Below are 21,672 nucleotides of genomic sequence, written 5' to 3'. Positions count from 1 at the left end.
CACGTCCCGGCATGCGAGACTCGGGGCGCACACGGGCGGGATCACCGGATCAAGGGTCAGGGGCGGGGCGTATGGCGGCGCGGGCCACGGGGAACGACGCACCGGGCGAGGACGCTCCGTTGCTCCTGTACGCGGTCAAGCAGGTCGAACTCGCGGTGCGCGCACACCTGGACGAACTGCTGCGCCCGGCGGGCATCACCGCCCTCCAGTACACCGCGCTCACCGTGCTCGATCGCCGGGACGGCCTGACCAGCGCCGAGCTCGCGCGCAACTCGTTCGTGACGCCGCAGGCGATGCGGGATCTGGTGACGGCCCTGGAGAGGCGCGATCTGATCGCCCGCCGGCACGACCCCGCGCACCGGCGCCGTCTGCTCATCGCCCTCACCCCGGCCGGGCAGGCACTCCTCACGCAGACCCGGGACGAGGTCGGCGCGTTGGAGGAGCGCATGCTCGACGGCCTCTCGGACGCCGAGCGCCGGGCGTTCCGCGACTACCTCAACCGTGCCCGGACCGCCCTCGCAGGCGGTCCGGCACAGTAGCCCCCGGCGTCGGCGATCGCACGGCCGCCGGTGCGGGAGGCTGTACACGACGTCCTGGGGGGTGAGCGGAGTACCGTCCCGGAACGTCCCCCCGGGGCGCAGGTGGAGCACGAGGCTGTGGTCGTCCGCCCAGGCGGCCCTCTCGGCCGGACCGTGGCCGATCGAGAAGTCCGGGGCCATGCGCAGCAGCGTGTCGCAGAGATCGGCGACCACGGTCTGCTGCTCGGCGAGCAGGCCAGGCACGTCGATGGCGTGCGCCCGCTCGGGCACGCGGCCCTGGTCCTGGGCGTCGGTGGGCAGGCCGCCGGTGTCCTCGACAACTTCGCTGGTGTCGCGGGCGCCGACTGCGTCGAGGACGCGGCGGATGGTGCGGGGTGCGACGCCGTGCTGCCGGGCGAGCGCCTTGACCGCGGCGCCTTCGGCGTACGCACGGGCGATGTCGGCCGCCTGGTCCTCGTCGAAGGCGGCCGGGCGCCCCAGGGTCTTGCCGGCGGCCGCCGCGGCGGCGACGCCTTCCTTGGTGTTCTCCGAGATCATGTCGCGTTGGAATTCGAGGACGCCGGCGAGCATGGTGACGAACAGCTTGGTCTGCGGGTCGTCGGCCGCCAGGTCGAAGCCGGACCACGCTCCGGTGGCGATGCGCAGGTGCAGGCCGCGCCGCTGGAGGGCTTCGCGGATCTGGATGACGTCCTTGGTCGAGCGGAACAGCCGCGCGGCGTCCGCGATGCGGATCGTGTCGCCGACGGCCGCCTCGTCGAGCAGTCGGCGGAACCCGGCCCGGGCGACCGCGTAGACGCGGGAGGAGGTGGCCGGGTCCTCGTACGTCGGCGCGCCGGCCTTGAGGATGTCGGCGAGGGCGTGGAGCCGGCGGGCGTTGGTCTGCTTGTCGGTGGAATGCCGCAGATACAGGCGGTCGGCTATGCCGTTCCTCTCGTCCTCGTGTCCTGTCGGTTCTCGAAGCCGTGTGCCCGAGTGGGCGGGTGCTCCGGTGGTCGTCGCCTGCGGTGTTCTCGAGACCTCACCCGGATTTATTCAGGCGAGTGGGTTGCACAGCAGCCGTGTTCGGGATCCCCGCAGTGATGGCCCAGCGCTCGTGGTCGCGCCACTCGCCGTTGATGAACTGGAAGGCGGCCGAGTAGCCCTCGCGCCGGAAGCCCAGGCGCTTGGCGAGGTTCAGCGAGGCGGTGTTGTCCGGCTGGATGTTCGCTTCCAGCCGGTGCAGGCCGAGTTCGGTGAAGGCATGCTCGACGACGAGGCGGAGCCCTTCGCTCATGTAGCCGCGGCCGGCCGTGGACGCGTAGGCGGTGTAGCCCAGGGTCCCGCTCTGGAGGGCGCCCCGGAGGATGTTGTTGATGTTGACGCCGCCCACGATGGCGCCGGTGGTGCGCAGGCAGACCACGAAGCCCTCGTGGGTGGGCTGCTCGAACCGTGCAAGGTAGTCCTCGAACGCCTCCGCCGTGTTCTCGCGGGCGCCCAGCCAGCGGGCGAGCATCTCGGCGCTCTCCTCGGCCAGCGCGGTGAGCTCGCGGTAGTCCTGACGGCACACATGGCGGACGCCTACGCGCGGACCTTGCAGGAGGTAACTGGTCATGGCCATCCCGGGATCCTACGCAGCCCCGGCGTGCGGGCGGCCGACTTCGGCAGCGGACGCACCCTGTGGTGCCGGAGCGCGCCGTCCAGGGGCGGAATGGGGAGGCGAAAATGCGGATCGGGCCCGATTGGATCGGTGTGCCGTTTTGCGGCGGTTTGCATGTGCCGACTCATTGGATCGGCTGCAGGGGCGCAATCGACCAATTTCGCCCCCATCTCGCTACATGGATTCCAGTTCCACGGGCCTACCAGAGACGCCTCTGTATCTTTGAGAAAAGGGGATTCGATAGCAAAGGGCATTGTCATGGGCGAAACAGGCGGAAATCGTGTGGACTGGGACTACCTCAAGAGACTCGCTACGCTCAAAGCGCTCTGCGCTGGCGAAGGCGATATAACGCTCGACGACGCCTCTCGGCTCGCGGTGACGCGCAACCTGCACGAGTCGACGTCCGCCCCGGCTGCCCCCGTGAAGCAGTCCTACTCGCGGGACCCGTGCGCGGGCGGCTGCATCGGCATCAAAACTGGCTGCACCTATAGCCATTGCTGGGGCTGATGCGACTGATTTCGCCCCCGGCGGTGATTCGCCCGTGACGGCCGGTCAGCCGTCGGCGCCCCCGTCGTCCGGCTCGGCCGGGTCGCGCAACGGGCGCAGACCGTTCTCCGGCTGGGAGGCAGTGAAGGCGTAGCGGCCCAGGATCAGTCAGCCGTTCGGGCGGAGACGACGAAGACCCGACGCGAGCGTGTCGTTCCGTACTCCGCGGCGACCGGGGTCCTGTTGTCCGACTACCTCGCGCATCGGGCCGCGATCAGTCGGGCCCGCGGGCCGCTGTTCCTGTCGGAATCGCGCCGCAACCACGGCCGACCGCTGTCCCTTTGGACCTGGTCGAAGGTGGTCCGGCGGCTCGCTCTCGCCGCCGACCTGCCGAGGTTCTCGACCCACACCACGCGGCACCTGTGCTTGACCGACCTGGCCCGCATGGGTTGGGAACTGCACGCCATCGCCTCCTTCGCCGGCCACTCCAGCACCGAGTCGACGCTGACCTACATCCACCTCTCCGGTCGGGACCTGGCCGAGAAGCTGAATCGCGGCATGCAACAGATCCATTCCTGGCGAGTGGACATGCTCACCCGCGCCAGCGAGGCGGTGACCGAGTGACCACACGACCGAGCAGGACGACCGCACCACCGAACAGCGCCGCGACATGGTCGTGGCCCGTCGACCCGGCACGATACGACCGTCGCGGCCTGCTCACCGAGGCCGAGGCGGAAGCGCTCGGGACTCTCGGCGTCGATCGGATCCGGCGCGACGGCCTCGCCTCCGACGCACCTGCACTCCGGCCGATCGCCAGGTTGGTGCGGCCCTTGGCAGACGCCCTGACCGCCGTCCGCCTTCCGCCAGGCGACCGTCACCAGCGGCGGTTCGCCCGGGACGCGGCGGCCCTGGTGCTGATTCGCTGCGGTGAGCTTCGCCGAGCCTTCTGGGGCTGGTCGGACCAGGACTGGGTGGACCTGATAGACACCGACGGTGCCGAATTCCGACGGTCGTGGGGAGGCCAGATCGGGCCCAACGCCCGCCCGTTCGTACTCGTCCACGCCTACCTGCTCGGCGACTTCACCGCTTTCGATCGCATCGGCCGCTTCATGCGCCCGTCCTTGGCCCGCCGGGTATTCGGGGCCGATCTCGTCGACGATGCCGTCCGGCGGGTCTGCAGGGTCTTGGCCGACTGGGGCTATCGTCGCGACGCCGAGCGATTGGCCTCGGTGATCTGCCAGATGCTGCTGTTGAATCGCAGTCCGCCTGGAGGATCTGTCCACCGAGGCCCTGGCGGCGGTGCGCCGACATCCGGCGATGGACGGGCAGTGGGCGAAGGACTTCCATGACCTTCATCGGGCGGTCGCGGCTCTTGGCCATGCGAACCCACCACCGTCCGGGCGCCGGCGTGGGTCGGTCGCCATGACGGGAGTCCCGGCTTCGTGGGCGGCCTCGGTCGAGCATTGGCACGCGACGTCGACGCTGACTCCGAAGATCCGCGACGGCTACCGCAGCGTGCTCGCCAAGATCGGCCGCTGGTTGGCCGCCGAACATCCCGAGATCACCGAACCGGGCCAGTGGACCCGCCAGACGTGCGCGTCCTGGGTCGCGGCGGTGGACCGGATGGCCGTCGGCGACTTCTCTCAGTGGACCGACGGCATGCGCTCGCAGGATCGCCTGGGCAAACCACTCACGCCGCAGAGCAAGTCCGGCTACCTCAAGGTGCCTCGCGCGTTCTTCCGCGACCTGCACGAATGGGAGTCGATCCCGCGCAGGCTCGACCCCGCGCACGCCCTGAGGACGCCACGAAGCGTTCGTGCCCTGATGGGCCCCGACCCTCGGGTGATCGCCGACGACATCTGGGCCAAGCTGCTCTGGGCGGGCCTGAACGTCGAGCCGGGCGACCTGCCGACCGCGGACGGCCGCACCTACCCCGTCGAGCTCATCCGCGCCATCACCCTGGCCTGGCTGTTCGCCGGTCAACGCAGCGACGAGATCGCCCGGTTGCGGGTCGGCTGCATCCGATGGCAGCACGACGGCCTGCCCATTCCCGGGGACTCGGGCGAAGTCCTCGCCCGCGACGCGGTCTGCCTACTGGACGTGCCCACCCACAAGACCGGCACCGCGTTCAAAAGCCGGCCAGTTGGTGATCTGGGCGAAGAAGTACCTGAACCTGACGCTCAAAACCGTCAGCCGGCCGAAGGACGCCGTCGGGTTCGTCGTCCTGCCCCGTCGTTGGGTCGTCGAGCGGTCCCTGGCCTGGGTCATGCACGCCCGCCGACACGCGCGCGACTACGAAAGGCTCGTTCAGCACTCGGAGTCGCTGATCACCTGGGCGGCGATCACGCTTATGACCAGGCGCATCACCCGCAGGCAGTCACGGCGGACCGGTCAGCCGACATCCCGCGAGAACGACCGAGACTGACGGCGATCCGGACCACCGCCACCCACTCTCACCAGTTTCGAGCCCTTCCACGCTCCCACAGCAACACGCGATCCGGCAGCCCGATCACCTCATCGACCGGACACAACCTTCCCGCGGACCTCCAACCTGCCCTCAAAAAGAGCGGTCGATGTCCTTTGATATTGAACCTTGACCGTTTGCCACTAAAGTCTGACCGGTGACCGGCCCCGCCTTGGCGTGTGGCGCGGCCTTCACCGCAGCATCTTCAACGTCGATGAATGTGGCGATATGTGCTCGACCTGGCCGTCTTACGGCGAGTCGCTTCCGACCGAATGAACCGAACTGAGGGAGTAGCCGTGGAATTCAAGCGTGCGCGGTTGTTCGATGGTGTCGATCCAGAGTCCGGTCCGTACTTCGATGAGTCCAGGCCACGCATCGATGATCAGGATGAGCGTGAACGCTTGGTCGAATTTCTGGCACACGGTGGTACCGCTGTCGTGCGGGCTGCCGGGCTGGCCCCGGATCGGCTCGATGCGTCGAAAGGCCAGGTCGTCCCGATTTTGACCGTGACCGATGGCGTCTGGATCTGGGGGCAGGCACAGGCCTACTACCTGGAGCAGTATGGCTATGGGCCGGATTCAGAATTCTACGAATATATCAAGTCCCGAGGATATCGAGCTGACAAGGTGGAAAAGGAAGTCACGGCCGCCGCTTTGAAGTTCCTGCGCCGCAGTCGAAATGTTCGCTCATGAGTTGACGTGGCACGGGCGAAAAGGGCTCGCTCCTTGATGATCGGGGGCATGCCTACACGAGCACAACTTTCTACTGACTGATGGACAGTCTTGGGGCCGACTATCGGTCGTCAACTTCAGTGGCAAGCAGTCAAGGTTCAATGTCGAAGGAGAGTCGAACCCGCGCGGTCCCTGGTCCCTCACCGTGCCCGGTGGCCCGGCCGTGGCCGGCCGTTCCACCGGCCCCGGGCGCGCCCGGCCCCTGCGGTCGGCCCGCGCTACCTCGTTTCCGTCCGCCCGCCCTGAGAACAGGGGTGAAAGTCGAGCGCTGCTCGGCGGCCAACCAAGAGGGGGCGGCGTGGTGCTGTCGAGGGTCGGTCTCCCCGACTGCGGCGGTGATCACCACGGGTAGTAACCGTGGGGGTCGCAGGGGTCGCAGGGGTCGCACTTTTCCCCCTCCTCTCCGCTTACCCCCTCTCTTTTTCGCTTTTTCTTGAGGACAGAGGAGAGGGGGAAAAGAGCGACCCCCTCGGCCCCTTTGCGACCCCCTGGAGGACGTTTCGCAGGTCGGATCGGGGGTCGGTCGCCAAAAGAGGGGGTCGCTCTCGGCCTGGGGGGTCGCTCTCGGGGGTCGCACCGGCGAGAGCGACCCCCAGAGCGACCCCCTCGATTCGAGGGGCCGACCCCCGTTTCCGTCACCATCCGTGATCGTTTTCCGCTAGAGCGGACGCTTTCGGCGTCCCCGGGAAGGGGTGTGACCGAGATACGCGTCAAAGGGGCAACGCGATACTAGAGTTCCAGCAGATCGTCCAGATATTCGACCAGGTTTCCCGGAAGCGAGCCTTTGTCGATGTCACGGAGGCGCTCCAGGGAGACAGCCTCCAGCATTCCGCCGGAACCCAGCTCCAGCAGAGCGTTCAGTTGAGATTCGAGGGCGGCCGGATCCTGTTCACAGGCCGCCGCGATCGACAGGGCTCCCGCCAGCAGCAGGACATCGGATCGCGAGTAATGACGTAGCCAGTCCACCGACGAGTCGGCGCTGAGCTCTCGCCGGCGGGGATCCGGGTCTGTCACCTGTCGGATCAACTCCACCATCTGAGCAGGCTTTACGCTCATGCTTCGGTTCCCTCACTCGGGTAGGGCAGACTGTGGCCTGCAGGCCATGGTATTTGCGTCGCAATGGCCGTCGCCGGAGGGTTCGGAGTAGACGGGCGGATGCTGCGTGTCCCGGTGTGCGGGGGCGCGGACGGCTGAACGAACTCCCAGCCCCAGCGCTCCTGGCCGATGAAGACCCGTCGCCGACAGCCGAGCCACACCGGCCACGCCGGGAGCCGCCCACACATCGCCCGTCGAAGCGGCCCGCGGCATTCGGGACGGCGTCCCGAAGAGCTTGGAGACCCGGGGCCTCGCGGCGCCCCGGGGTGCCGTCCACCCGGGGGCGGGCGTCCCTCGGCTCCTCGGTCACTCTCCCGGGGTGGCCGGCGACGTGGGGTCCCCCGCCGCACCAGGCCCATCGTCCCTCGACCGCCCCACACCGGGAGTATCACCTCCCGACCTCGACGGACGACCCACCACCTCCTTTCCACTGGATTGCCCGGGCCCGTTCTCGGGGTCGGTGGGAGGAATCGGTCGGCGAAGGGTCGCGATGGTCCCTCGGCGGACCGATGGGAGCTCGCCGCAGGTTCATGGACGGCAACCTCACCGGGCCGGGTGCCACTCGGCGGCGGTCCGATGTCCTCGGTGCGGCGGTCCCGTTTCATAGGTGCCCGCCGTTGCAACACCGCCCCGCCGAGATATCCGAGCAGGTCATCGTGTTTCACGGGTCGTTTCCTTGCCCTTGACCCGTGAAACGCACCCCTGAAACGATCCGGGGTGTGAACAGCGACCCGCACAAGCTCGTCGAAGCGCGTTCCTGCCCGATGTCCACCTGCCGGGCCCCGGCGGGCTCCCCGTGCCGGACCACTGCGGGCAAGGTCGCGCTGAAGTACCACACGGCCCGCTTCCAACTCGTTCCAGACTTCTTGTCACTGCCGGCGGCTTTGAGTCGGTGTTGACAGCCGGCGTCGACCTCGGTTGTCCTCGGGCGGGCATGATCAGATGCCGGCAACCGATGGTTCAAGGGACGTGCCGCCGTCGAATCGGAAGCCCAGGGCATGCGTGAGGTCGAAAACCAGGTCTTCGGCGAACGGATCGCCCTCTGCCACCAGAGCGGCTCTCGATGTGCGGCAACAGCATGATCACCTCCGAACAACTGCCCTTCTACGACTCCCACGGGCGCAAACAACTGGAGATCATCAACAACCCCCGCATTCCGACCGTCTGCCGCGAGCTCGCCGAGCGCGAACTGGACACCACCAACCGGGTTCTCACGATGGCGAAGGAGCCTCGCCCGTGACCGACCTCGCCAGCGACGCGCCCCAGGACCAGGTCAGCCCGAAGGCCGCAGCCGCTCTGCGCGGCGCGATGACCCGTCTCCTCGAAGGCCGGCCCCAGCGCACCGACGGGCGTCTCACCAAAGAGAACCTCTACAAAGAAGCCCAGATCAGCCGCGCCACCATGAACCGCGCCTACGCCGTCCTCGCCGACTGGGACGCCCACATCGCCACTCATGGCAAGACCACCCCCGGCGAGTCCCAGCGCGACGCTACCATCGCCGACCTCAAGAAGCGGCTGGCCGCCAAGACCCAGGAATGCACCCTCCTGGAGAACAAGCTCAAGGCCGCTGCCACCGCGATCGCTGCCCTCCACCACGACAACGAAGCCCTCCGGCAGCAGCTCGCCAGGGACGTCTCAACCACCGTTATCCCGATCCGACCCCGCCGGGGCCGTCAGCGCCGCTACTGAGATTTGATGCGTGATGTCGCTGGGGCGGCGTCTTGAACTGCGAAGACGACAGCCGCGCGGCATCATGCGAAGATCACCAGTAACGGGCTCTCCCGCATTGGTCGTGAGGCGTGTTGGCCTGGCTCCTGAGGGAAGGGCCCGCTTCGCGGGGCTGTGCTAGAAGTAGCCCTTCGTGCCGTCGAGTAGCTCCCGGACGATGTCCGCGTGCCCCGCGTGTCGCCCCGTCTCCTCGACGAGGTGGATCAGCATCCAGCGGAGGTTGGCGCTGCCGTCGCGGAAGTCGGGGTGGCGGCCGGCGTCGTCCAGGTCGGCCGCGGCAACGATCTCGTTGCTGCGGGCGCACTGGGCCTCGTACTCCGCGAGGAGCTCTGCGAGGGGGCGGCCGTCGGTGTGCCAGTCGGCGTTCTTGGTTGACTCGTCGAATGCGGGGTTCTGCTTCTTGTCGCCGCCGAGGAACAGCACTTCCAGCCATATGTGCTCGGTCCAGCGCATGTGGGAGATGAGACCGGCCATCGTCATGTCCGGTGAGGTCGGGATGACCGGGCGGCGCGCGTCCTCGTCGCTCAGCCCTTCGCATTTCCAGCGCAGGATCTGCCGCTGCAGGTCCAGCCAGCCGATGAGCGCGGTGCGTTCGTCCGCTTGGCGCGGGGGGCGTTCCAGTTCCGATGACATGCCGGCGCACGCTACCAGGGCGGTCGGGAGGAGGCGCCTGGGTGAAGGCTCTTCCGCGATTTACGATCTTCGTCACGGTTGGGGACATCGGGGTGTTACTGGTGATCTTCGCGTGATGCCGCGGGGCGGGCCCTCCTCTTCGCAGTTCAAGGCGTCGACCCAGCGACATCACGCATCAAATCTCAGTAACCTGCAGATCCAGGCCCCGGCTTGCGTCGGCTGCATGTCTCATGAGACATACCGAGCGCGAAGAAGACGAGCAGGCCACCGCGTATCGGGCCTTCAACGAGGTGCCCACGCGTCCCGAGTTGGAGCGGTTCTTCTTCCTGGACGACCACGATCGGGACCTGATCGCGTTGCGAAGGACGGACAGTCATCGCCTGGGTATGGCGATCCAGATCTGCACGGTCCGCTACATCGGTCGGTTCCTGGGGGACGATCCGCCGGCGGTGCCGTGGGAGGTGGTCGAGTATCTGGCCGGGCAACTCGCGATCGCGGACGCGTCGTGTGTGAAGCGGTATCCGGAGCGGCGGATGACGCCGTACGAGCACGCGGCGGAGATTCAGAAGCGGTTCGGGTATCACGCATTCCCCTGGTACATGTCGAAGGTGACCCCGGCTCTGATGGTGCCCCTTCGTCTGATGGAAACCTGGGCACACGGGCAGGACGTCTTCGATGCCGTGGGCGTGGCGCGCCGCCCGACGGATCGACTGCAACACGTCGCTTCGCTGGGGGTGTTGGGACGGGAGCTGTCCTTCGCCGCCGTCGGACTGCCTCAGCCGGCGGACCCCTTCCGTGTCGAACTGACAGCACCCGACGGACAGACCTGGGTGTGGGGCCCCGAGGCTGCCACGCAACGGGTTCAGGGCAGCGCCCCGGACTTCTGCCTGTGTGTCACCCGGCGTCGCCCCTGGTCCGAGACGGACATGACGGCGACCGGCGAGGACGCACAGAAGTGGCTGGAGGTGGCGCGCGTCTTCCTCTGAGCTCAGAGCCTGAAGTTCACGTAGCCCCTTGCTTGACAACCGCCTGGCGATCCCTGACTTCGCGGCATTGGGTGACCACCTATGAAACACCGTCGGCGGCTCCCCTGCCGTCGGCCGCCCGCTCCAACGGCCAGAGCATCACGCTCAGCTACGTGTCGGTTGGATCGCCGTTCGTTGGCGACACCCCCTGTTCGTAGTGGTCGGGTCGATGCGAGTCTCGGGTTCGGGGCCTGCGGTGGTGGAGGGCTCGGTGGATGCCGACCTCGCTCTGACCTTGGGACGCGAAGGAAAGCTGCTGCTGCCTTCGTCCGGGCGGCGGTGAGTCCGGTCGCCGCGTCAGCCGTACAGGGCACCGCCGAAGCGTTCACGCAGTGCCCGGGCGGCACGGTCTCCGAACCGGTTGTGCCGGAGTCCGAGCCCTTCGAGTCCGGTCAGGTGCGGTGACCGGGCCAGGGCGAGTGCACCCGCGTCGCCGATCTCGTTGTTGTCGAGCACCAGACACCGCAGGGTGGCCGGCATCGGGGTGCGGGCCAAGACAGCCGCTCCGCGGTCGCCGATGCCGCAGTTGCCGAGGTCGAGGCGGCGCAGCCGCCGGAACGATGCCGCTGCCAGGCCGGCGGTGCCGTCGGGGCCGAGGCGGCCCCGGTCCAGCCGCAGTAGTTCCAGCGATTCGGTGAACACCGACTCCGCGAGGGCGGGGCCGATCTCGGGTGGCAGCCTGTCGAGATAGCCCCCGGAGAGCTGGAGCGTCCGCAGGGCGCCCAGCCGCCGCCCCCGCACCAGTGTGAGCATGGCGGCCCCGGTATTGAAACCGTTGATCGCCATGGCGAGACTCTGGAGGCCGGCTGCCACAGGGGAGTTGACCAGCGCGTCGACGCCTTCCTGGGTGAAGGCGCCGCTCGCGAGGTCGAGCGCGGTGAAGCGGTTGGGCAGCTCGCTCAGCCGGGTCAGCACGTTGTCGCCGAGCAGGTGGTTGTCAAGTGTGAGGTCGGTGAGGCGCGGCAGTGCCGGTAGGACCGTCGCCAGGGCGCTGTCGAGATCGTCGAAGGTGCTGCGCTTGAGGTCGAGGCGCTCCAGATGCGGCGCGAAGACGGCGTCGGGCAGCCGTAGGAGCCCGGCGGAGGAAAATTCCTGCTCGTCGTAACGTGAGGCGGACAGGTCCAGTTCACGCAGGCGCGGGTAGCTGTGGCTGGTGAGCAGGGCGGTCAGACCGTCGTCGTCCAGGTTGGAATCCGGCAGCGCGAGACTTTCCAACTGCCGCAGATGCGGCGACCGGGCCAGCCGGGCCACGGCGTCGCCGTCCAGGTAGGTGTCATAGGTGCGTACGCTGCGGTAGCGGCCGAGAGCGGGAAGCAGCGAGATCTCGGCGAGATGGTCGCTTGCGAACTGCAGCTCGAGGCAGTCGTCTTCGGGCCCGGCGCGGAAGAGGGCGTCATGGTGACGCAGGAAGGTCGCCGCTTCCATGTCGGAGACCGAGCGCACGAATCCGCGTTCCGGGCGGCCGATGAGGACGTCACGCACCTCCTCGGGCAGCGCGGCCAAGTACGCGGCCACGGCGGCGTCCTCGTCGTCCGCGTTGCTGCCGCACTGGGCGTGATCAGCCGGGCGTGCTCGGGGTGGGAGAGGGCCACCAGCTCCGCGTAGGCCAGCCGGGGGCCGTTGTCGGCGGGGCGTTCACGGATGGCGAGCAGCAGACGGGCGGCGGCCGGGTCGACGTGGTCCGGTCCCGGGACGACGGCGTCGGCGTCGGTGTCGCGGCCGAGGGCCCTGAGCAGGACCGCCCGTGTCCGGTGCCGGTCGGCGTCGTCGCCGAGGAGGAGGGCCGCGTCGATGACGTCCAGGGCGGTGTGCAGGTGCCCGCGGTGGAAGAGGTCGTGGGCGAGCCGGGCCAGGGTCGGGCCCGCAGACTCTCCCCACCGCAGGGCATGGATCACCTCGGTGAGTGACGACCGCGGGGTCAGCGGCGAGACAGGTATGCCCTCGTGCCAGTAGGGACCGTCGACCATGACGGCGGGCCAGGGCCGCTCGTCGCCGATGACCGGCGTGAGTGCTGCGGCGCCCTCCCGGGCGGAGAGCCGGATCCGGGCCAGCTGCGCGGGGCCGCCGTCCGGGTCGTCGGCGTCGGCTTCGGCGAGCACGGCGTGCAACTCCGCTGCACTGTACGGCAGTTCGGCGGCGGCCGGGGTAGCCGGCAGATCGGCGTTGCCCCACAGGCGCCCGAGCCGGACCTCCCGTACGGGTGTGCCGTCGGCGTCGCGGACCTGCCACAGGCCCACCTCGACGGCGTCCTCGACCGGGCCGGAGCGGGTGACGCCGCGACCGTCCGCCTCCTCGGCCGTGCGGTGCCGGGTCCGGTGCCGCTCGACTCCGCGTCCGGACCCGGAGTCGTAGCCGGACTCACGGCGCAGCAGTCCGTGCACGTCGTGGTAGCGCCAAGTGCCGTGCAGGGGGCGGACGTCCCCACGAGGCACCCGACGGTGCTCCCACCAGAGGACGCCACTCCGGTAGTAGCGCCGGTCGGTGCCGTCGAGGGTCCACTCGCTCTGGAGGGTGCCGTCGGCCCACCAGCGCCGGGTTTCGAGCGTCTCCTCACCTTCCTCGCCACGCCGCCGCATGAACAGCCACGCGACGTCCCCCAAGCCCGGCAGATGGCTCGCCGTGGGTGCCACGCCTTCGGGGCGCGGCGGCACGGGCTTGCCCGAGCTGTGTTGGACCTCGACCCCGGCTCCGTCGAGATGACGGGTGCCGATCAAGTCGCCGTCGGCGTACACGCACTCGTAGACACGTACCGACTCCACCGCGTCCCGCCACGGGCCACCCGAGCCGTATCCCGGCCCCGGCGACTGCGGCTCCGGGTTCTCGGCCGGTGGAAGCGCCGTACGCCGTCGACGCGGCCGTCCGTGTACCGGCCCTCCTGCGACAACTCGCCGCCGGGGTGGTCGTAGCGCCGGTAGATGCCGTGCGGACGGCCGGCCGCATGCTCGGACTCGTAGATGAACCGGCCGTCCGCGTCCCAACGGCGGACCAGGCCCGTGAGACGTCCGTGCTCGTCCTTGTCGCCGAGGACCCACTCTTGGTCCTCCTCCGACCACCACGCCTCGGGCGGCCGGGGATCGGTGCGCCGCGCGGTCATGCCTCGCCTCCTCGCCCTGCAGCTTCGCGGTGTACGCCCCCAGCAGGTTGCCCTCGTCGTCGGGGAGCCCCCGGGTTTGCTCGCCGGAGCGTCTCGACTGCCGACTCGGCCGCCACCGGCCCGAGGCCGTCAGCGAATCTCCAGGTCTCATCCCGGGCACGACCCTCTCACGCCTCAACCCGGAGAGCCGGCTACGTCAGATAAGACGAGACATCGGCCATTCGGGGGCAGTTCGAAGACCAGCTCTGGAGGCCCCGTATACGTCAGTCGGGAATTCCACGGGCACCAGCGGACCGTAGCCGGCATCCACACCGACACGACCGAGACTATGGGCATCTGACCGTCGAGGACGCCCGCCGCGTCTTGGAGAAAGCCGGCACGGCACGTTGGTGCGACTGAAGGTTGAGCACCTGCCGGGCGACCGCGATCCGAAACCGGTCTGGCTGTGGTGCTGGCTCTACTGCCGGCCCGACATCCGAGCCGAGATCGAAAGTCTCCGTGCAACGAGCCGCCGTTCCCCCTCACCGCAGATCCCTGCGGCTGAGCGTTCCTCCGATGCCTCGCTGCACGCACGCCTGGAGGCAGCCCTGGAACGGAACCGGCAACTCACAGAAGAGAATCAGCGTCTGCGTCGCCAGCTCGCTCACGCGCGCGGCGACCAGCGGGCATCCGCACGCACAGGTGTTGGTGCCCAGCCCTGATTCCCCGTCATCCGCAGCGGTACCTGTGTGAATGCGCCCCTCCGCTTGGTATACCTAGGACTCCTAGGCTATACCTAGATATCCTAGGATCTTGGGGAGGGCACATGGCGCGGGCCGGGCTGACGGCGGAGCGGGTGACGGTCGCGGGCGCCGAACTGGCAGACGAGGTCGGGCTCGACCAAGTGACCATGTCACAGGTGGCGCGACGGCTCGGCGTGAAGGACGCGAGCCTCTACACGCACGTCCGCAGCCTGGCGGATCTGCGCGGACGGATCGCGCTCCTTGCGGCGGACGAGAAGAGCATCCGCATCGCGGAGGCGACCGCCGGGCGGGCGCGCAAGGACGCGCTGGTCGCGTTTGCGAACGCCTGGCGGGACTACGCCCACAAGCATCCGGGCCGCTACATGGCGACGCAGACCCCGATCCAGATCGACCCCGAGCTGGCCGCAAAAGCGCCCGGACCACGGCGCGCGGTCGAGCTGACCTACGGCATGCTGCGCGGCTACGGACTGGCCGAGCCCGACCTGACCGACGCGGTCCGGTTGCTGCGCAGCACATTCCACGGGTTCGTCGCCTTGGAGGCCGCGGGCGGGTTCGCACACGAGCGCTTGCCGCAGCACTCCTGGGTCCGCGCCCTCGACGCCCTGCACACCCTCCTGGAGCACTGGCTCCCATCCCGAGAAGGAGACTCCTCATGACCGACCCGACCATCGGCAGCCTGCGCGTGAACGGTGCGACGCTGCACTACGAAGTGCGCGGCCAGGGACCGCTCCTGCTGCTGATCCCCGGAGGGACGGGCGGCGCGGCCTCCTTCGACGCCATCGCCGACGACCTGGCCGCCGAATACACCGTCGCGACCTACGACCCGCGCGGCATGTCCCGCAGCACGCTGGACGACCCCGAGGCCGAGCAGCGAGTGACCGAGCACGCCGATGACGCGTTCCGGATACTGGAACTGCTGTCGCCCGATGAGCCCGCCCGGGTGTTCGGCGCAAGCTCGGGCGCGATCGCCGCCCTGCACCTGCTTATCACCCGTCCCCAACGCCTCGAACGCGTCGTGGCGCACGAGCCGCCGGTAGTGGAGGTCCTGCCGGACGCCGCCGAGCACCGCGCGCTCATCGCACGGGTGCAAGCGACGTTCCACGCCCAGGGGCTCATGCCGGCGATGGCCGTGTTCGCTGCGGGTCTGAAGAAGGACGTCGACACCACCGAGCCGAAGGCCGAGATCAAGCTTCCGCCGCAAGCGGCGGCGCGGGCCGAGCAAACGATGGCCGACCTGCCGTACTTCGTCGGGCGCATCGTGCCCAGCTTCATGTCCTACGCCCCGGACATCCACCAGCTGGAGGCGCTGTCGGACCGGCTTGTGCTCGCGTGCGGCCAGGATTCACGCGGCGAGCTGCTCTACCGTCCTGCCGCTTTCCTGGCCGAGCGCCTCGGCACGGAACTCCAGCACTTTCCAGGCGGGCACACCGGCCTGACCACGCATCCCGCCGAGTTCGGCGAACTCCTTCGGAAGGCCTTCCGCGCCTGGACCTGAAGCCCAGTCGCCCTGGTCAACCCCACCGAAGTTGGTCACTGAACGTCACACCCGCAACTGGCCGTCCCCGGGGAAATCCTCATGGCCACTGTCACACAGGCCCCGAACCCAGTGCACCGCGTCGCTCTTCAATAACGATCGGCCCGTGCTGACCGGGCCTCGAAGGCGTTAAGCGGCCAGGTCGAAGACAGTGTCGTTGACCTGGCCGCCCAGGTCACAGCCCTGCTTGATCGGCGCGCTTGAGATAACGGCCATCGCGGCGAAGAACGCGAACAGCAGCTTGCCGGGCCCGATGGGGTCGTAGATGCCGGGCAGCGGCCCGGCGAGCATCTCCAGGATGAGGCCGTGGGCGGTGAGGTGGTCGGCGAGCGTGGTGAGTTCGGCGGCGTCGCGGCCGAGCCGCTTCATCTCGTACATGGTGAAGATGACCCGGCAGTGTGGGGCGTGGGCCTTGACCTCCCGCGCGGTCCGCAGCGCTTCCTCGAACTTGGGGCGTACGCGGACGCGGGTGCTGATCTTCTCGCTGAAGATCTTGTCCCTCGGGATGCCGTGCTTGCCGAGTGCGTCGAGCTGGGAGTCGAGTTCCTGCCCGAGCGTCGAGCAGCGGGCGTAGCCGATGCGGATGTCCGCGCTGGGCAGGTCCGAGTCGATCGGCGCAGGCGGTGGGGTGCCCGGTCGCCACGGCTGCCCCGGCCCGCGGTCGGCCGGGGTCGGCACCCGCAGCGCCTTCTTCAGGCGGGGCACCAGGGTGAAGCGGCGGGTGTGGTAGGCGGAGGTGACCGCTCCTGAGCGCGAGCGGCACGGCGATCCGGGCTGCGTGTCGCACTTCGGGCAGGCGTGCCACTCGACATCGTCCGCGTCCGACTGCTCGGACGGGGAAGGGGTTTGAGGGTCCGTCACGGGCCCGGATTTTCGCACAATGCAAGTCTCAGAAGAGGGCGCATCCCGCTTTTGAGTGAGAACGGGTTGTGAGAAGCAATCGACGGTCGGGCGGGGGCCGGCGACCCGTTCTTGATCATGCCCGCGCAAAGGACCGTTTGTGAGGACCGGGGTCAGCGTGTACGTACGCCGTCGATGGCCGATCCCCGTCTCCGGCATCCGGGATCTGCTCGACGAAGGGCTCACCCACACCGGTCTCACCGACGCTGCGGGCCTGCCGCTGGAGTTCACGCCACACGACTTTCGCAGGCTGTTCATCACGGACGCGATCATGAATGGCATGTCGCCTCACATTGCCCAACTCGTCGTCGGACACCGGGATATCAACACCACGATGGGATACAAGACGGTCTATCCCGAAGAGGTCATCAACGGACACCGAGCTTTCATCTCACGCCGACGCCAGACCCGCCCCAGCGAGGAATACCGCACCCCCACCGACGAGGAATGGCAGGAGTTCCTGGGTCACTTCGAACGCCGGCGCGTCGCCCTGGGCGATTGCGGACGAGCCTACGGAACCGACTGCGTTCACGAGCACAGCTGCCTCCGATGCAGCCTCCTCCGGGTCGACCCCGCCCAACGCCGTCGAATCGTCGAGATCCGCGACAACCTGCGCGACCGCATCGCCGAGGCAGAACGAGAGAACTGGCTTGGCGAAGCCGAAGGACTCAAGGTCAGCCTCGCCGGCGCCGAACAGAAACTGGGCGACCTCACCGAGCGAAACCGCCGCGCAACCAGCGTCAATCTCGGGATGCCAGCCTTCCGCGACATCGTCGGCCACACCATCACGGCCAGCCGGAACACCATCGGATGAAACCCAGAAGGGCCCGCTCGGAAGTTCAGAGAAGACGTGCACCAACGCCGACTGGAGCAGGTGCAGGGCGAGCATGGAGACCTCCTGGGACTCCTTGTCGGAGCCGGTCAGGTCGCCGTCCTTGCCGTAGAACAGGTCGTGGTTGGCGCTGTTCCAGTTCTCCACTCGGCGTCGGCGAGGTAGTCGCAGGTGAACGCCGTACGTACCGCCCCCCCCGAGTTCCTCGATCGCGCGGTAGGTAGGGTGCTTGGGCCCGCCCCGGGTGAAACGCCGCAGGACCTGCTCGGCCTCCGCGGTGCCCAGGCGCGGGGGGGTGGTGTACTTCACGCTCCGCGGTGCCCAGGCGCGGGGGGTGGTGTACTTCACGATCTGGTCGTACTGCTGGCGGATCAGGTCGCAGTCGATCGTCTCGCTTCGAACTCGTCTCGTGAGTCGTCGTTCAGCACCGTGTGCGTATCAGGTGACGGATGCTCGGCGATGGCTGGGCCCGCCGGTCAGTCGATGCCTTCGGTGATGCGGAAGTCGCGTTCGAAGCCGTCGGGGAGGGCCACCAGCGCCTTCTGGTATGCCTCGCTCTCGTATGCCGCGACGGCCTGTTCAAAGCTGTCGAACTCGATCAGAATGACGCGTTGCGTTATTCCGGCCTCGTGGGCGACGACTCGACCGCCACGGGACAGGAGGCGCCCGCCCCCAGCCCGGACAGCCGGACCGGCCAGCTTGTCGTAGGCAGTCAGCCTCTCAGGGTCGGAAATGGCGGGGTAGACACTGACCCAGTAGCCCTTGGCCATGGAAACCTCCTGTGTTCGGCCGGACACGTCCGACTTCGAATTGATACTCGGATCGATCGATCCCGGCGACGGGTACTGCGGTCAGTGGAATCGTCATATGCGCAGGTTAGGGCTTGATGTGGGGTCGGGGGAAAGACCGGTACGGGATAGACTCAGAACGGATCGTTATCAATCGGCGGGGAGGGCGCGTGGCGCCGGATACGGTGAGCCTGCGGTACTTCCTGGTGCTGGCGCAGGAGTTGAACTTCACTCGCGCGGCCGCCCGAATCGGTATCGCACAGCCCGCACTCAGCGCCCGGATGCGCCGATTGGAGGCGGAACTCGGTACGGCCCTGCTGGTCCGCAACACGCGTAGCGTCGTATTGACCACGGCCGGTGCGGCTTTGGCGGAGTCCGCGCCGCCCGCGCTGGCGGCGCTGGACCGGGCATGGGACACCGCCCGGCGGGCGGGGGCCGGTGAACTGGGCACGCTCCGCATCGGATACAGCCTCAGCGCCGGGGCCGAGACGGCACCGGCCCTGGTGGACAGACTGATTCGCGGCAGTCCCGGACTCGAGGTCGGCGCGGTCCCGATGGCGACACCGGAGATCTCCCCCGCGGTCGCCGACGGCCGCATCGATGCCGGGATCACCCGCGGTGAACAGCCGGGCCGAGGCGTGCGCCGGTACCTGCTGCGGCGTCAGCGCATCGGGGTCCAGCTGGCGCAGCACCATCCCCTGGCCGAACACCCGGAGATCGAGATCGCCGACGCGGCCGCGTATCCGCTGCGACTCCCCGACCGTGCGGCCAACCCCGTGATCCACGATCAGCTGTCCGCACTGTTCCGAGACACCCGACCACACCCCCGATTCCACACGCCCGCAGTCTCTTTCGACATGTCTCAGCGCGACCTGCGCGACGGGCTCACCCTCGCCCCGGCCGGAGAAGCCGCCGCCACGGCACCACCGCCCGGCATCACCTGGCGACCGCTGCACGGCGCACCCAGCCTGACGATCCACCTGGTCCTCCCACGCGAACAGTCGCCACTGCACCGCCGCGTCCGTGCCGTCGCCAAAACCCTGGCGCACGAGCTGCACTGGCTGTCGGACTGACAGGCAGCAGGTCATGCCAGGCGAACTTCCGCGGTGGCGAGGCCGAAGACCTTGCCCCCTGGGGACTTCGCGACAATCACGACGACGGCGGTCTTGCTGAATGTCCGACACGACCTCGCTACGCCGGCGGATCAGCATCCGACGATGGCCCCGGGTCCGGTCCGAGTCGTACACCGCGGCGACGTCCTCGCCCAGCCCGAGATCTCGGCAGATGTGAGCCACCACTGTCTCCGGGACGTCATCCAGCCGGGGGAAATAGCCCATCCGGTTGAAGCACTTCAGCTGCACCATCAGTGCCGGCAGGTGGTTGTCCGACCGCACCTGCCCGCTCGCCCACGCGATCTCCTCCGTCTGGGGCGTGTAGAACACGTGCAACTCCCGGGCCGACAGGAACCGCTTGAACCGCGGATACGCGGTCCGCTCGATCGACGTAACGCCACAACCCCAGACCCGTAAATATCAACCCATACGGATCGAGGAACGTACCAAAAGATCAGGTACGCCGAGGGCTGAGATCGATCACATCCGGGAACCCCTGCCCTCACCAGCGCAAACCCGAGGACCGCTCAGCCTATTGCCGGTTTCCGCCGTACCTTGGCTGCACCCCCACAGTGTCCGAAGCCCCATACGGCTTCGATTGCGTTCGTTTGCGCGCCGCGAGGGAGGAAGGCGCCCTCACCGTGGCGGCCATCGCCAGACCAGCGCGACCGCAGCGTGCTGCAGCTGTTGGACTACATGCGCGAGCACACGATGCTGACCCGCGACCACATCCCCGACCGGATTCGGGACTGCTGCGAATCATCCTGTCCACCATGGCCGGTGCCGTCTCGGCCCCGGCGCTGAGGCTGTATCCGCCTGCGGTACTTCCTGGTACTGGCGCAGGAGTTGAACCCTCCCCGCCGATTGATAACGATCCGTTCTGAGTCTATCCCGTACCGGTCTTTCCCCCGACCCCACATCAAGCCCTAACCTGCGCATATGACAATTCCACTGACCGCAGTCCTGGACATCGCACTCACGCAGCCCGCCGACCCTGAACTGGACGGAGGTCGTCATGCATAAGTTGGTGGTCCTGTATTCCAAGCCCGCCGACCCTGACCACTTCCGCGACTACTACGTGACCAACCACCTTCCACTGGTCATGAATTGGCCCGGCCTGCTTGCGTGGCGCTACAGCTTCGACGTGGCGGCGACCAAGGGAGAAGCGCCGTATTTCGCGGTCTTCGAAGGCGACTTCGCTGACGCCGCCGCCATGGCCGCGGCGCGGGCGTCGCCGCAAGGCCGGCGGGTGGCCGCCGATGTCGCCAACTACGCCACCGGCGGTGCGGTCATCATCCACTATCCGGTGCAGGACGGCACCGGCTGAGGCAGGACGGTACGCTCCGGGACGCGTTCGGTCGGCCGTTGCGGCCAGGTCCGGCTATCGGCGGAACGCCGTTCGCGGTTGCCGGTTCGTTGAGTGTCAAAGGTGGGCCGATGTCCTGGCCGGATGTCACGGTGGTTGATGCGTGCGTACGGCGCGACGGCCGGGGCGGCAGCCCCACGGCTGTCACCGACGACGACCCGGCGGCGACGGACGCGGACCGGCGTGCGGTCGCTGCTGCGGCCGGCACCTCGCACGCGGCGTTCCTCGGCCCGGGGCGGACGCCGGACGGTGGCCGGCCGGTCCGGTTCTTCACCGCCACCGCCGAACTGTCCGGCTGCGGCCACGGCACCGTTGCCGCGCAGGCCGTCCGGTTGACCCGCACCGCGCGGGGCGAGCTGAACGACCGCCAACACACCGGCGGGCGCACGTTCGACACCGTCGCGATCCGCCGCCCCGCCGGCATCGAGGTGTGGTTCGACCAGGGCCTCGTTGCGCTGCGTCACCCTGCACCGGACGAGCGCGCCGCGATCGTCGCCGCGCTCGGGCTCACCGCGGACGACCCGCATCCGACCGACGCGCCACGGATCGCCGCGCCCGGCGCACCACGCATGCTGGTACCGGTCCACGACCGGTCGGCGCTGCTCCGAGTCCACCCACACCTCGGCAGGCTGACAGCGGCGTGCCGGCGGTACGGGCTCCTCGGCTGTTTCGTGTACGTACCGCCAGTGGGCGACCGACCGGGTGCGGCGCGGATGTTCGCGCCGGCGATCGGTGTCGACGAGGACGTCGCCAACGCCAACAGCACCGGCTGCCTGGCCGCCCACCTGCTCGACACGACAGGGGCGCAGACGGTCGCTATCGAGGTGGAGCAGGGCGACAGCCTCGGTCGACCGGCCAGCGTGCTCGCTTCGGCCCGACGCGGGCCGGCGGGCATCACGACCCGGGTCGGCGGGTTAGCGGTGGTCCGCGACGGACACTGAGGCGAGTCCTGCGCCGGTAGTTGCT

General features: G+C 68.6%; 21 protein-coding genes and 5 pseudogenes. 15 read left to right on the top strand and 11 right to left on the bottom strand.

The genetic code is table 11. The features are described 5' to 3' along the window. Positions 1–71 precede the first annotated feature (71 nt). Positions 72–539: a MarR family transcriptional regulator gene (locus ABZS54_RS08175; protein WP_355532308.1), complete on the top strand. Its 468-nt coding sequence runs from the start codon at positions 72–74 to the stop codon at positions 537–539. Positions 540–1,082: 543 nt separating this feature from the next. Here the strand turns inward: ABZS54_RS08175 and ABZS54_RS08170 are convergent. Then, positions 1,083–1,442: pseudogene (locus ABZS54_RS08170) on the bottom strand (recombinase family protein); the annotation flags it as partial. A 115-nt stretch (positions 1,443–1,557) separates the two neighbouring features. Further along, complete coding sequence (locus ABZS54_RS08165; RefSeq protein ID WP_355532306.1) at positions 1,558–2,136, bottom strand: GNAT family N-acetyltransferase; 579 nt, start codon at positions 2,134–2,136, stop codon at positions 1,558–1,560. Between the two features lie 657 nt (positions 2,137–2,793). Between ABZS54_RS08165 and ABZS54_RS08160 the strand changes: the two genes are divergently transcribed. From ABZS54_RS08160 to ABZS54_RS08145, 4 genes and pseudogenes are all read left to right on the top strand, one after another. Next, the gene (locus ABZS54_RS08160) at positions 2,794–3,285 is read left to right on the top strand and encodes a site-specific integrase (protein WP_355532399.1); all 492 of its coding nucleotides are present in this window, start codon (positions 2,794–2,796) and stop codon (positions 3,283–3,285) included. A gap of 347 nt (positions 3,286–3,632) precedes the next feature. After that, complete coding sequence (locus ABZS54_RS08155; protein ID WP_355532305.1) at positions 3,633–4,010, top strand: hypothetical protein; 378 nt, start codon at positions 3,633–3,635, stop codon at positions 4,008–4,010. Positions 4,011–4,795: 785 nt separating this feature from the next. Then, positions 4,796–5,086, top strand: a pseudogene (locus ABZS54_RS08150) (transposase); the annotation flags it as partial. Positions 5,087–5,421: 335 nt separating this feature from the next. Continuing rightward, positions 5,422–5,817 carry a hypothetical protein gene (locus ABZS54_RS08145; protein WP_355532303.1) on the top strand — a complete coding sequence of 132 codons (396 nt, stop codon included), beginning with the start codon at positions 5,422–5,424 and terminating at the stop codon, positions 5,815–5,817. 768 nt (positions 5,818–6,585) lie between these two features. Here the strand turns inward: ABZS54_RS08145 and ABZS54_RS08140 are convergent. Continuing rightward, positions 6,586–6,912 carry a hypothetical protein gene (locus ABZS54_RS08140; protein ID WP_355532301.1) on the bottom strand — a complete coding sequence of 109 codons (327 nt, stop codon included), beginning with the start codon at positions 6,910–6,912 and terminating at the stop codon, positions 6,586–6,588. Positions 6,913–8,029: 1,117 nt separating this feature from the next. On the opposite strand from ABZS54_RS08140, the gene ABZS54_RS08135 reads away from it, so the two are divergent. Further along, complete coding sequence (locus tag ABZS54_RS08135; protein WP_355532299.1) at positions 8,030–8,191, top strand: hypothetical protein; 162 nt, start codon at positions 8,030–8,032, stop codon at positions 8,189–8,191. Continuing rightward, entirely contained in the window at positions 8,188–8,640 is a 453-nt protein-coding gene (locus ABZS54_RS08130) for a hypothetical protein (protein ID WP_355532297.1), read from the top strand. Before ABZS54_RS08135 ends, ABZS54_RS08130 begins: the two co-directional genes overlap by 4 nt. Positions 8,641–8,796: 156 nt before the next feature. On the opposite strand, the gene ABZS54_RS08125 is transcribed toward ABZS54_RS08130, so the two are convergent. Further along, complete coding sequence (locus ABZS54_RS08125) at positions 8,797–9,312, bottom strand: DinB family protein (RefSeq protein WP_355532295.1); 516 nt, start codon at positions 9,310–9,312, stop codon at positions 8,797–8,799. A 230-nt stretch (positions 9,313–9,542) separates the two neighbouring features. Between ABZS54_RS08125 and ABZS54_RS08120 the strand changes: the two are divergent. Continuing rightward, positions 9,543–9,902, top strand: a pseudogene (locus ABZS54_RS08120) (DUF4158 domain-containing protein); the annotation flags it as partial. A gap of 9 nt (positions 9,903–9,911) precedes the next feature. Then, positions 9,912–10,298 (top strand): maleylpyruvate isomerase family mycothiol-dependent enzyme, encoded by a 387-nt coding sequence (locus ABZS54_RS08115; RefSeq protein ID WP_355532397.1) that lies wholly within the window; start codon positions 9,912–9,914, stop codon positions 10,296–10,298. A 336-nt stretch (positions 10,299–10,634) separates the two neighbouring features. On the opposite strand, the gene ABZS54_RS08110 is transcribed toward ABZS54_RS08115, so the two are convergent. Genes ABZS54_RS08110 through ABZS54_RS08100 form a run of 3 tightly spaced genes read right to left on the bottom strand, consistent with a single transcriptional unit; the run spans position 10,635 to position 13,431 of the window. After that, complete coding sequence (locus ABZS54_RS08110; protein WP_355532293.1) at positions 10,635–11,552, bottom strand: hypothetical protein; 918 nt, start codon at positions 11,550–11,552, stop codon at positions 10,635–10,637. Then, positions 11,504–13,096: a hypothetical protein gene (locus ABZS54_RS08105; RefSeq protein ID WP_355532291.1), complete on the bottom strand. Its 1,593-nt coding sequence runs from the start codon at positions 13,094–13,096 to the stop codon at positions 11,504–11,506. Before ABZS54_RS08105 ends, ABZS54_RS08110 begins: the two co-directional genes overlap by 49 nt. Beyond that, positions 13,048–13,431: a hypothetical protein gene (locus ABZS54_RS08100; protein WP_355532289.1), complete on the bottom strand. Its 384-nt coding sequence runs from the start codon at positions 13,429–13,431 to the stop codon at positions 13,048–13,050. Before ABZS54_RS08100 ends, ABZS54_RS08105 begins: the two co-directional genes overlap by 49 nt. 805 nt (positions 13,432–14,236) lie before the next feature. Between ABZS54_RS08100 and ABZS54_RS08095 the strand changes: the two genes are divergently transcribed. Beyond that, positions 14,237–14,830 (top strand): WHG domain-containing protein, encoded by a 594-nt coding sequence (locus tag ABZS54_RS08095; RefSeq protein ID WP_355532287.1) that lies wholly within the window; start codon positions 14,237–14,239, stop codon positions 14,828–14,830. Further along, positions 14,827–15,669 (top strand): alpha/beta hydrolase, encoded by an 843-nt coding sequence (locus ABZS54_RS08090; RefSeq protein ID WP_355532285.1) that lies wholly within the window; start codon positions 14,827–14,829, stop codon positions 15,667–15,669. Before ABZS54_RS08095 ends, ABZS54_RS08090 begins: the two co-directional genes overlap by 4 nt. Positions 15,670–15,837: 168 nt before the next feature. Here the strand turns inward: ABZS54_RS08090 and ABZS54_RS08085 are convergent, their stop codons facing one another. Then, on the bottom strand, positions 15,838–16,569 hold the full coding sequence (locus ABZS54_RS08085) for a recombinase family protein (protein WP_355532283.1): 732 nt from the start codon (positions 16,567–16,569) through the stop codon (positions 15,838–15,840). Between the two features lie 157 nt (positions 16,570–16,726). Here ABZS54_RS08085 and ABZS54_RS08080 point away from each other — a divergent pair, with 157 nt between their 5' ends. Continuing rightward, on the top strand, positions 16,727–17,422 hold the full coding sequence (locus ABZS54_RS08080; protein ID WP_355532281.1) for a site-specific integrase: 696 nt from the start codon (positions 16,727–16,729) through the stop codon (positions 17,420–17,422). A gap of 48 nt (positions 17,423–17,470) precedes the next feature. Here ABZS54_RS08080 and ABZS54_RS08075 read toward each other — a convergent pair. Then, positions 17,471–17,836: pseudogene (locus tag ABZS54_RS08075) on the bottom strand (Tn3 family transposase); the annotation flags it as partial. Between the two features lie 80 nt (positions 17,837–17,916). Beyond that, positions 17,917–18,210 (bottom strand): DUF1330 domain-containing protein, encoded by a 294-nt coding sequence (locus ABZS54_RS08070; RefSeq protein WP_355532280.1) that lies wholly within the window; start codon positions 18,208–18,210, stop codon positions 17,917–17,919. A gap of 188 nt (positions 18,211–18,398) precedes the next feature. Between ABZS54_RS08070 and ABZS54_RS08065 the strand changes: the two genes are divergently transcribed. Next, positions 18,399–19,301, top strand: coding sequence for a LysR family transcriptional regulator (locus tag ABZS54_RS08065; protein WP_355532278.1), 903 nt, complete (start codon positions 18,399–18,401; stop codon positions 19,299–19,301). A 120-nt stretch (positions 19,302–19,421) separates the two neighbouring features. Here ABZS54_RS08065 and ABZS54_RS08060 read toward each other — a convergent pair. After that, positions 19,422–19,727, bottom strand: a pseudogene (locus ABZS54_RS08060) (DUF4158 domain-containing protein); the annotation flags it as partial. A gap of 628 nt (positions 19,728–20,355) precedes the next feature. Between ABZS54_RS08060 and ABZS54_RS08055 the strand changes: the two are divergent. Next, positions 20,356–20,667 carry an EthD family reductase gene (locus tag ABZS54_RS08055; protein ID WP_355532276.1) on the top strand — a complete coding sequence of 104 codons (312 nt, stop codon included), beginning with the start codon at positions 20,356–20,358 and terminating at the stop codon, positions 20,665–20,667. A gap of 110 nt (positions 20,668–20,777) precedes the next feature. Beyond that, complete coding sequence (locus ABZS54_RS08050; RefSeq protein ID WP_355532274.1) at positions 20,778–21,647, top strand: PhzF family phenazine biosynthesis isomerase; 870 nt, start codon at positions 20,778–20,780, stop codon at positions 21,645–21,647. The last annotated feature ends 25 nt before the right edge of the window (positions 21,648–21,672 follow it).

Origin of the sequence: Embleya sp. NPDC005575 (assembly GCF_040605455.1) — a bacterium.
Taxonomy (GTDB): domain Bacteria; phylum Actinomycetota; class Actinomycetes; order Streptomycetales; family Streptomycetaceae; genus Embleya.
This window is presented reverse-complemented; position numbering and strand designations above follow the sequence as displayed.